Source organism: Paraburkholderia sp., assembly GCF_035501035.1.
GTDB lineage: Bacteria > Pseudomonadota > Gammaproteobacteria > Burkholderiales > Burkholderiaceae > Paraburkholderia.
Genome location: NZ_DATJWR010000501.1, coordinates 1 through 9969, shown reverse-complemented (window position 1 = coordinate 9969; position 9969 = coordinate 1). Strand labels below are relative to the sequence as shown.

The 9969-nt window shown below is 64.4% G+C and carries 11 protein-coding genes; 6 read left to right on the top strand and 5 right to left on the bottom strand.

Translation table 11 applies throughout. From position 1 onward, the window contains the following. Both ctaD and coxB read right to left on the bottom strand, forming a co-directional pair. A partial coding sequence (ctaD, locus tag VMJ11_RS34165) for a cytochrome c oxidase subunit I (RefSeq protein ID WP_325625633.1) occupies window positions 1-1658 on the bottom strand: 1658 nt, incomplete at its 3' end. After that, window positions 1655-2341: a cytochrome c oxidase subunit II gene (gene coxB, locus VMJ11_RS34160; RefSeq protein WP_325625631.1), complete on the bottom strand. Its 687-nt coding sequence runs from the start codon at window positions 2339-2341 to the stop codon at window positions 1655-1657. The genes ctaD and coxB, both read right to left, overlap by 4 nt. A gap of 54 nt (window positions 2342-2395) precedes the next feature. On the opposite strand from coxB, the gene VMJ11_RS34155 reads away from it, so the two are divergent. After that, on the top strand, window positions 2396-2908 hold the full coding sequence (locus VMJ11_RS34155; RefSeq protein ID WP_325625630.1) for a DUF2231 domain-containing protein: 513 nt from the start codon (window positions 2396-2398) through the stop codon (window positions 2906-2908). On the opposite strand, the gene VMJ11_RS34150 is transcribed toward VMJ11_RS34155, so the two are convergent. Next, the gene (locus VMJ11_RS34150) at window positions 2872-3384 is read right to left on the bottom strand and encodes a CopD family protein (protein ID WP_325625629.1); all 513 of its coding nucleotides are present in this window, start codon (window positions 3382-3384) and stop codon (window positions 2872-2874) included. The two genes, VMJ11_RS34155 and VMJ11_RS34150, sit on opposite strands and share 37 nt — an antisense overlap. Beyond that, entirely contained in the window at window positions 3381-4106 is a 726-nt protein-coding gene (locus VMJ11_RS34145; protein ID WP_325625627.1) for a cytochrome c oxidase assembly protein, read from the bottom strand. Before VMJ11_RS34145 ends, VMJ11_RS34150 begins: the two co-directional genes overlap by 4 nt. 651 nt (window positions 4107-4757) lie before the next feature. On the opposite strand from VMJ11_RS34145, the gene VMJ11_RS34140 reads away from it, so the two are divergent. The 5 genes from VMJ11_RS34140 (at window position 4758) to VMJ11_RS34120 (ending at window position 9560) form a co-directional block, all read left to right on the top strand. Continuing rightward, complete coding sequence (locus VMJ11_RS34140) at window positions 4758-5261, top strand: lipocalin-like domain-containing protein (protein WP_325625626.1); 504 nt, start codon at window positions 4758-4760, stop codon at window positions 5259-5261. A 274-nt stretch (window positions 5262-5535) separates the two neighbouring features. Further along, window positions 5536-6444, top strand: coding sequence for a TauD/TfdA dioxygenase family protein (locus tag VMJ11_RS34135; protein WP_414694566.1), 909 nt, complete (start codon window positions 5536-5538; stop codon window positions 6442-6444). A 61-nt stretch (window positions 6445-6505) separates the two neighbouring features. Further along, complete coding sequence (locus VMJ11_RS34130) at window positions 6506-7561, top strand: ABC transporter substrate-binding protein (RefSeq protein WP_325625624.1); 1056 nt, start codon at window positions 6506-6508, stop codon at window positions 7559-7561. 167 nt (window positions 7562-7728) lie between these two features. Next, window positions 7729-8676: an ABC transporter ATP-binding protein gene (locus VMJ11_RS34125; protein WP_325625622.1), complete on the top strand. Its 948-nt coding sequence runs from the start codon at window positions 7729-7731 to the stop codon at window positions 8674-8676. Then, the gene (locus tag VMJ11_RS34120) at window positions 8673-9560 is read left to right on the top strand and encodes an ABC transporter permease (RefSeq protein WP_325625620.1); all 888 of its coding nucleotides are present in this window, start codon (window positions 8673-8675) and stop codon (window positions 9558-9560) included. Before VMJ11_RS34125 ends, VMJ11_RS34120 begins: the two co-directional genes overlap by 4 nt. A 31-nt stretch (window positions 9561-9591) precedes the next feature. Here the strand turns inward: VMJ11_RS34120 and VMJ11_RS34115 are convergent. Continuing rightward, the coding region (locus tag VMJ11_RS34115) for a zinc-binding dehydrogenase (protein ID WP_325625618.1) at window positions 9592-9969 on the bottom strand (378 nt) is incomplete at its 5' end.

Sequence of the window (9969 nt, the reverse complement as noted above, 5' to 3'; positions counted from 1 at the left end):
GACACGGCGAGGTGGCCCGGCGCGACGCCGTCCGTCTCCGCGCCGATGCGCGGGAGCGAGGCAAACGCGTAGGGCGCGGGCGGGATCTGCATGGCCCACTCGAGCGTCGTCGAATCCCACGGGTTGCGCCGCACGCGTCTGCCGAAGCGCAATTGCACGACGATGTCGATTGCCACCAGCGCAAAGCCGATCGTCATGACGAAGCCGCCCACCGAGGAAAGCAGGTTGAGCCAGTTCCAGCCCTCGTCGCCGCTGTAGGTGAAGATGCGCCGCGGCATGCCGAGCAGACCTGTCAGGTGCATCAGGAAGAACGTCATGTTGAAGCCGATGAAGACGAGCCAGAACGCCGGCTGCGACAGCTTGTGCACGGCGGTGCGCCCGGTGAGGAGCGGCAGCCAGTAATAGAACGCCGCCAGCATGGGAAACGCGAGGGCGCCGGCCACTACGTAGTGCATGTGGGCGACGATGAAATATGTGTCGTGAGCTTGCCAGTCGAACGGCACGATCGCGAGCATCACGCCGGTCAGCCCGCCCGCCGTGAATACGAAAAAGAAGCCGAAGATGTACAGCATCGGCACGTCCCAGCGCGGACGCCCGTGCGAGAGCGTGGCGAGCCACGCGAAGAACTGGATCGCGGTCGGCACCGCGACGATCGCCGAGCCCGCCGAGAAGAACGCCAGCGCCAGATGCGGAATGCCCACCGTGAACATGTGGTGCACCCAGATGCCGAAGCTCAGGAACGCAAGCGCAATGATCGCGACGACGATGGTCCGGTAGCCGACGAGCGGCCGCCGCGCGAACACGGGGATGATCGTCGAGAGCACGCCCGCCATCGGCAAGAAGATGATGTAGACGTCCGGGTGGCCGAACAGCCAGAACAGGTGCTGCCACAGCAGCGGATCGCCGCCGCGGCGCGGGTCGAAGAACGGCAGGCCGAAGGCGCGTTCGACCTCGAGCATGATCGAGCCGAGGATCAGCGGCGGAAACGCCACGATCATCATCATGGCCGTCACGAGGATGTACCACGCGAAGATCGGCATGCGGTCCAGCGACATGCCCGGCGCGCGCATCTTGAGGATCGAGACGACGATCTCCATGGCGAGCGAGAGCGCCGAGATCTCGACGAACGTGACGCCGAGCAGCCAGACATCGGCGTTGATGCCCGGCGTATAGACGTGGGAGCTGAGCGGCGTGTACATGAACCAGCCGCCGTCGGGGGCCACGTGCATGATGAGCGCAACGGTGAGGATCGTGCCGCCGAACAGGTAGCACCAGTAACCGTAAGCCGTGAGCCGCGGAAAGGCGAAGTCGCGCGTGCCGAGGATCTTCGGCGTGAGGTAGACCGCGAAGCTCTCCACCATCGGAATGGCGAACAGGAACAGCATCATCGAGCCATGCATCGTGAAGACCTGGTTGTAGGTCTCCGCGTCCATGAAGTTGGCGCGCGGGCTCGCGAGCTGCACGCGCGTCAACATGCCAAGAATGCCCGCAATCGCGAAGAACACGAACGACGTGATCATCATGCGCATGCCGAGCACGCTGTGGTTCACGGCGGCGAGCCGCTGCACGCCGGGCCCCGTGGCCCATATTGCGGCGAGCTGCCGGTGCAGCCGCAGCGCGCTTACGCCCTGTGAAGGGGGCTCGACGGGCACACTCATTTTTTCACCTCCCCGCTGGCGGCCGCCTCTTTGAGGGCGGCGGAATAATCTTCAGGACGATCGACGATCACCGCGAAGTGCATGCCTGCATGGCCGAGTCCGCAGAACTGGTTGCACAGCCCGTCGTACCGGCCCGGCTGATCGGCCTCTATGCGCAGGCGCGTTTCGTGGCCCGGGACCGCGTCGATCTTGCCGGCGAGACGCGGAATCCAGAAGGCATGCACGACATCCTTGCTCGTGACGACGATGTCGACGGGCGTGCCGGCGGGCAGATGCAAAACGTCTTTCGTTTCGAGGCCGCCCGCATCGGGATAGCGGAAAGTCCAGCTCCATTGCTGCGCGATGGCCTCGATGCGCGGCGGCGTTTGGCCCGGCAGCGGCAGCAGCCGTTCGCCGGCATAGAGTGCATAGCAGATGAGCGGGATCAGGATCACGGCGGGCAGCACGAGCCCGCCCAGCACGATCCAGCGCGCGGGCGACACGCCCGAGCCCCAGCCCGGTCGGCAGATCACGAGGAAGAACAGCACGAGCACGAGGGCGAACAGCACGGCCGCGCCGGCCAGCATCACCCACCACAGCCCCGCAATCGAAGCCGCGGCGGGCCCGGAAGGCGAGAGCGTCGAGAGCGGACCGGCGCAACCGGAGAGCGCCGCGATCGATCCAGCCCGGAGCAGCCCATGCAAGAAGGCACTATGATGCGTCGAAGGATCACTCATTCGACGCGGGGGGCATTGACCATGGCAAAGAAAGGCGATTCCGGGTCCCATACGAAGAGCGAGGTGATGCTCGAACTGTTGCGGCTCGATGCGGGCTCGGTCGTGGCACTCGTGGGGCACCCGATTCACGTCATGATGGTGCACTTCCCGATTGCATTCGTGGTCGCCACGCTGGGCGTCGACGTCCTCTACTGGTGGTCGGGCGATCCGTTCTGGGTGAGGGCGGGTCTCTGGGCCGCCGGCTTTGCATTCTGGAGCGGCGTGGGCGCGAGCACTGCAGGCACGGCCGAACTGCTGCTCGTGCGCGGCATCCGCTTGCGCGAGGCCAGCTGGTCGCATGCCGTGGCCGCCATGACACTCCTCGCGATCGCGGGCGCCAACTGGGGCCTGCGCCTCATGTATCCGGCCGAGGTCTTGCCGCACGGCCTCGTGCTGTCGATCATGGCCTCGGTGATGACGGGCTTCGCGGGCTGGCATGGGGGCAAGCTCGTGTTCGATCATGGCGTTGGCATTCTGGTTTCCCCGAAGGACTGATGCAGCCAGCGGGCGAGTCCGCCTGGCTCGAACAGATGCGGGGCGAACGTGTTTGACGGAATGTGCGGCTTGGCGAGTACGACCCAGATGATCGCGACGATCACGAGCACATAGGCGGTTGCGAGCGCAATCGACGAAAGCCGGCTGAAGTGCCCCTCGGGCAGGAACAGATGATGGAGGACGAGGCCGGCAACGACATGCAGCATCGCCATGATGCTGACGAACACCATCTTCACCGAGAACCATTCGACGAACGTGGCCTGCAGGAAGATCAGCACGGTGCCGCTCGCGATGGCGATGAACGCGGCCGGCGAGGTCAGCTCGACATAGACGAGCCTCGTGATGCGGTGCAAGCGGTCGAGTTCGGGACCTGCCGTGAGCATGCGTCGCTGCCAGAACAGGAACGGCAGCACGATGAGACCGCCCGACCAGATCGCGATGGCGGCCAGATGGATGAACTTCAGGACGGTAGTCAAAGCGCGGGCTCCCCTGGGCGCAGCGAGGACCAGGTGATCCAGAGTCCCACGGCGAGATAAGGGATCATTGCTAGCACCCACATTAGTAGTCCTGCCAGTTGCTGATCGGCTAGCGGGGTGAGGCCCCACGCGGCCGTGCTGTTGAAGTGCACCACGTAGAGCGGTCGAGGAGAGAAGACGATCAGCGCGCCGAGCAGGCCCATTTGCCCGATCGTCGAAACCAGCGCCATCAATGCGGCGCCGGTCTGCACCGTTGGCGCGAGAATGCTGCGCCACATCAGCCATGCGCTTCCGAGCAGAGTGGTCTGCATCAGCCACCAGGCGGGCACGGTGGCGAGGCCCCAGGTATAGAGCCCCGGCGCGTGCCAGAGCCAGACGATGACGGCATGAGCCGCGACCACCGGCACGAGCGGCGGCGAGGGCAAATGCGGCAGCGGGAAGGCGCGCGCGAGAAGGGGCGCGACGGCGGCGATCAGAATGATGTGGTGTGTGACCCGCGCCGAGAACAATGCCGAAGACAAGGCGCACAGGGGCGAGACGAATACGACGGCCATCAACGCAAGCGCCACCCAGCCGGCGCGTGCATCGGCCGAGCGACCGGTGGCAATCACGCATGCGAGGGCGGCAAGCGCCGCGAGCAACCATGGATCGGTATTCCAGCGCAGCCAGAGATCTTCAGGGATGGCTGCGGGGCCGCAGTAGGCGATCAATGAAGCTGGCATGACACGCTGTCCTCCGGATCGTAACCGCACTGTAATGTACGTTTAACCGTCGGTGTGACAAGACCTGCGAGGCTGCGGATGATAGTAGCAGACCCTTTGTATCCGCGTCGTGTAGGGGACAAATGAAGAGGAGTCTTGAAGGTGATTGGCTGATGCTGTATCGAGCGGGTGGTTCGTCAACTTCCGATAATCCGCGCGCTCGACAAGACACCACACGCAGGTGGCTTGCGCGATAGAGCAAGCGCAGCTTTCGTGATGCGGCTGGGTTGTGCGTCGACTATCGTCCTCGATCGAAAAAAAGACTGAGGAAAGCGCGAGGCAGGCGCAGACCCGACACAGACCCGGCGCCGCTCGTCTACACGAACGAGGCATCGACTCGGGTGGCCGTTTCCATTGGAAGGCGCTAGCTGGAACGCTATGCTAAAAGCGATGCCTTTCGGTGATCGCAGTGAGCTTCGGGGAATGCAAATGAATGTTAATGATCGACTCCGCTAGCATGCCGGCTCACACGGGACTGCCGGACTTCACCGGAAGCAGTGAATGCGAACTACCTGGGAGTCCGTTGCTCCCTGCCGTTTTCGAGTGAATCGTGGAAGGTACGCAAACTTGTCGTGCAGCGCCATCGTGACTGCACGTGTGCTGGAGAACGCAATGAGACCCATGCTCCGAACCCTGCCGGCCGCAGCGCTGGTGACACTCGCGCTATGTTTGGTGATTCCGAAGGCTTTCTCCCAGGCGGCGCCCGACCTGGTGGGTTCATGGTCTTTGGTCTCGTTGACCGAATACAAAAGCGGCAGCGAGGTCGAGGTGCTCGGGCCGCATCCGCGGGGCCAGCTCATTTTCAGCAGTGACGGCCGGTACGTGCTGGTCGGATTGCGTGCGGACCTGCCGAAGTTCGCCAAGGGCAACCGGCTGTGGGGTAGCACCGAAGAGAACCAGCGCATCGTCCAGGGCAACTTCGCGCATTTCGGCACCTATACCGTCGACGCGGCGGCACGCGTGATCGTTTTCCACATTCAGAACGGAACGTTTCCGAACTGGGACGGCGATGTCCAGCAGCGTCCGTTCACGCTTGATGGCGACCGGCTGACCTACTACACGCCCGGAAGCTTCGGATATGGGGCATCGAAAGTCGTGTGGCAACGGTTGAAGTGAGCGATCGGGCTCGGGCGCGTTCGAGCGGATGCCCGAATGTCTCCAAACGTCGGTCGTTGCGTTGTCGAGTCCACCGCGGGCCATCTGTTTGTTTGTGCACCCGAGGACAGATGCGGCCCGAGTATGGCCACAAACCCGGCCGAAAGCGTTGTCCGCCGTACGCGTTAGCAGCGTCTTTATGACTCGAACGGATAAACGTATCGGATTTGCTTCGTTGTCAGCCGCCGTGTGCGCACGTAGATTGGAGCCCTTGCTTACCAGAAAGGCTTGCCGCGTGACCACCCCTGCCACCTTGCCCCCAACCAGCGAGCGCGCCTCGCACGCCGTGCCACAACGTTTCGACATTCTTCCGCTAGATGCGCCGCTCGGCGCGCAAGTCGTCGGCCTCGATCTCGCGCAGCCGCTGTCGAGCGAGGATTTCGCGCGTATTCATCGCGCGCATCTCGATCATCACGTCCTGGTGTTCCGCGACCAGCACATCACGCCGGACCAGCAGGTTGAATTCAGCCGCCGCTTTGGGCCGCTGCAGGTTCACGTGCTTGCCCAGTTCGCGCTGGCGGGCCACCCGGAGGTGCTGATCGTTTCGAACATCGTCGAAAACGGCAAGCCCATTGGCCTCGGGGACGCGGGTCACTTCTGGCACTCCGATCTCTCGTACAAGGAAAAGCCGAGCCTCGGCTCCTTCCTGCATGCGCAGGAACTGCCTTCGGAAGGCGGCGATACGCTGTTCGCCAACATGCATCTCGCGTGGGACAGCCTGCCCGCGCATCTGCGCAACGCCGTGGAGGGGCGGCGCGCCGAGCACACCTATCTCGCGCGCTACGCCGAACTGCAGGCGCGCAGCCCGTGGCGGCCGAATCTTTCCGCGCAGCAGATCGAGCAGGTGAAGCCCGTCGTGCATCCGGTCGTGCGCACGCATCCGGAAACGGGCCGCAAGGCGCTGTTCGTGAGCGAGCATTTCACGACGCGCATCGTCGATCTGCCCGAAGACGAAAGCCGCGCGCTGCTCGACGAACTGTTCGCGCACAGCGTGCGTGCCGAACATCTCTACAGGCACGTCTGGCGCGAACACGACCTCGTGTTCTGGGACAACCGCTCGCTCATGCATCTCGCGGCGGGCACGCCCGACCATTTGCGCCGCAAGCTCTACCGCACCACCATCGAAGGCGACACGCCGTTTTGATACGCGCCACATGGCGCTCGCGTGGCGAGCGCCATTGAGCACAATAAAGAGGAATCCTGAGATGTTGTCTTTGATGGGAAATACGCTTGCGAGCCGCGCAAGCACGTGGCGGCGCGTGGGCGCCGCTTCGCTTGCGTTCGCGCTCGCATCGGTTGGCTTGAGCGTGTCCGCACCGGCGCGGGCCGAAGGCCAGATCCGTATTGCGGAGCAGTTCGGCGTGGTCTATCTGATGCTCAATGTCGTGCGCGACCAGCATTTCATCGAGCAGGAGGGCCGCAAGGCCGGCATCGATATCAAGGTGGACTGGGTGCGGCTTTCGGGCGGTGCGGCAGTAAACGACGCGCTGCTTTCGGGCGCCGTGGACGTGGCGGGCGCGGGCGTCGGACCGCTGCTCACGGTATGGGACCGCACGCATGGCCGCCAGAACGTGAAAGGCGTGGCGTCGCTCGGCAACCTGCCGTACTACCTCGTCAGCACGAATCCGAACGTGAGGACGATTGCCGATTTCACGAGCAAGGACCGCGTCGCCGTGCCTGCGGTGGGCGTTTCGGTGCAGTCGCGCGTGCTGCAATATGCGGCGGCGAAGCAATGGGGCGACAAGCAGTTCGACCGGCTCGATGCATTCACCCAGGCCATTCCGCATCCCGATGCCACAGCGGCGATCATCGCGAACAGCAGTGTCGTGACGGCGCATTTCGGCAATCCGCCATTCCAGCAACAGGAGCTTGCCGGCAATCCGAAGGCGCATATCGTGCTCAGTTCGTACGACGTGCTAGGCGGCCCGAGCTCGGCGACAGTGCTCTACGCGACCCAGAAGTACCGCGACGAAAACCCGAAGACCTATCGCGCGTTCGTGGCGGCGCTGGCCGACGCGGCGAAGTTCATCTCCGCGAATCCCGAGCAGGCCGCCGATATCTATATTCGCGTGAACGGCTCGAAGATCGACCGCAACCTGCTGCTGAAGATCTTGCGCGATCCGCAGGTGCAGTTCAAAACGGCGCCGCAGAATACGCTGGGTCTCGCGCAGTTCATGTATCGCGTGGGCGCGATCCGCAACGAACCCAAATCGTGGCGCGACTATTTCTTCGACGATCCGGCCATTGTCAACGGCAGCTGAGCGCACGTCGTCGTGCAACTGCGGAGCGGGCCCCCTTGGGGCCCGTTCGCGTTTGTGGCGTGCATTGACCGCTTATTCGCCGGCCTCGTTTGAATATGCCGATTCATTGGTTGGGATGCGTGGCGCCTGCCGGTATGTTGACGTTTTATCCGCTGGATTTGCAAAAAGTGAACGTCACCACGTCCAGATTATGGGAACGCGCTCCGGCAACTCGCCGCGAAGCGGGCGCGGCAGCCCGCGTCGATGCCGGGACACAACCGCATGTCGAGCGCGCCGCTCACGCTGTGTCCGAGCTTGAGGCAGGGGCGCATAGCGAGCGTCTGCTCGCGATCGACAATGTCAGCCTCGAATACCGCAATCGCGAGCGTATCGTGCGCGCCACGCAGGACGTGAGCTTCGACGTCTATGGCGCCGACCGCTTCGTGCTGCTCGGCCCTTCGGGCTGCGGTAAATCCACCTTGCTCAAGGCGATTGCAGGTTTCATCGAGCCCGTGTCGGGCTCGATCTCGCTCGCAGGTGAACCCGTGCGCGGACCGGGCGCCGACCGCGTGGTCGTGTTCCAGGAGTTCGACCAGTTGCCGCCCTGGAAAACGGTGGCCGAGAACGTGGCGTTCCCGTTGCGCGTGGCGCGCAAGCTTTCGCGCGCCGAAGCACGCGAGCGCGCGCTGCATTACCTCGACAAGGTGGGGCTGGCCGCCTTCGCCGATGCGTATCCGCATACGCTGTCGGGGGGCATGAAGCAGCGCGTGGCGATTGCGCGAGCGCTCGCCATGCAGCCGCGCGTGCTGCTGATGGACGAACCGTTCGCCGCGCTCGACGCGCTCACGCGCCGCAAAATGCAGGAGGAGTTGCTGCGCCTTTGGGACGACGCGCGCTTCACGCTCTTGTTCGTCACGCATTCGATCGAGGAAGCGCTCGTGGTTGGCAATCGCATTCTGCTGCTCTCGCCACATCCGGGGCGCGTACGCGCCGAACGCAACAGTCACGCGTATTCGCACGCGAGCCTGGGTGGCGTGGACTTTCGCGAGAGCGTGGCGCGCATTCATCGCTTGCTGTTCGATACCGATCCTGACGCGCCCGCCAACGCTGAAGCCACCACGGAGGTCCGCTCATGAGTACGCCGGATCAAGTTCTGCCGCCTTTGCCGCCGGTGCGTGCGGAATATGAGCGATCCTTGCAGCCCGTACAGGCGGGCGGCGATTCGGCGCCGCTGCCGCTCGCCCGGCGCGTGCTGGATGCAGGCTGGCTGCGCCGTTCGCTCATTGCGCTCGTGCTCATCGCGGGCTGGGAGATTACGGCGCGCATTGTCGCCAACGATCTGCTCGTGCCGACGTTCGGCGCGACGCTTGCCGCGTTCGTGCAGGGTATTGCGAGCGGCGAGTTGCTCGTGAAAACCGGCATTTCGATGTCGGTGCTGCTGCGCGGCTATGCGATCGGTGTGGTGCTCGCGTTCGTGTTGACTTCGCTCGCGGTCTCCACGCGTGTGGGACGCGATCTGCTTTCCATGCTCACTGCGATGTTCAACCCGCTGCCTTCCATCGCACTCCTGCCTATTGCGCTGCTCTGGTTCGGCCTCGGCACGGGCAGTCTGCTGTTCGTGCTCGTTCATGCCGTGTTGTGGCCGCTCGCGCTCAACATGTACACGGGCTTTCTCGGCGTGCCAGCCACGCTGCGCATGGCGGGCCGCAACTACGGGCTGAGCGGTGTGCGCCAGGTCGCGCTGATTCTCGTGCCGGCGGCACTGCCCTCGATCATCGCGGGCCTGCGTGTGGGCTGGGCCTTCGCATGGCGCACGCTCATCGCGGCCGAACTCGTGTTCGGCGCGAGCGCGGGGCAGGGCGGGCTTGGCTGGTACATTTTTCAGAACCGCAACGAGCTCTACACCGACCGCGTGTTCGCCGGCCTCGCGGCGGTCATTGTGATCGGGCTGCTCGTCGAGCATCTGGTGTTCGATACGCTCGAGCGTCTGACCGTGCGGCGCTGGGGCATCCAGCATTGAGTGCGTCGCGGCGGCCCGCTTGCCTGCATCTTCAAGCGATATCGACAACGATCTTGGCCGCCGCGCTGCCATCGGCAACCGCTTCGTAGGCGAGCGCTGCGTCGGCCATCGCAAAGCGGCGCGGGTCGACGCGCGGCGCGAGCTGGCCCGCCTCGGCGAGCCGCGTCGCCTCGTGCAGCATCTCGCCGTGATGCGCGCGATTCACGCCGCTCAAGAGCGGATAGAGCGTGAACACGCCCGAATAACTCGCCTCGCGGAACGAGAGCGGCGCCAGCGCATGCGTGCCCCAGCCGAGCGCGCTCACGACATGCCCGAAGCGGCGCACGGCGGCGAAGGACGCGTCGAGCACCTTTCCGCCAACGGTGTCGTAGATGATGTCGAAGCCGCGGCCTTCGGTGTGGCGTGCGAC

Coding starts and splice junctions, on each gene's coding strand:
- VMJ11_RS34130 (WP_325625624.1), top strand. CDS start 6,506: ATGTTGTCTTTGATGGGAAATACGCTTGCGAGCCGCGCAAGCACGTGG.
- VMJ11_RS34140 (WP_325625626.1), top strand. CDS start 4,758: ATGAGACCCATGCTCCGAACCCTGCCGGCCGCAGCGCTGGTGACACTC.
- VMJ11_RS34145 (WP_325625627.1), bottom strand. CDS start 4,106: ATGCCAGCTTCATTGATCGCCTACTGCGGCCCCGCAGCCATCCCTGAA.
- VMJ11_RS34120 (WP_325625620.1), top strand. CDS start 8,673: ATGAGTACGCCGGATCAAGTTCTGCCGCCTTTGCCGCCGGTGCGTGCG.
- VMJ11_RS34155 (WP_325625630.1), top strand. CDS start 2,396: ATGGCAAAGAAAGGCGATTCCGGGTCCCATACGAAGAGCGAGGTGATG.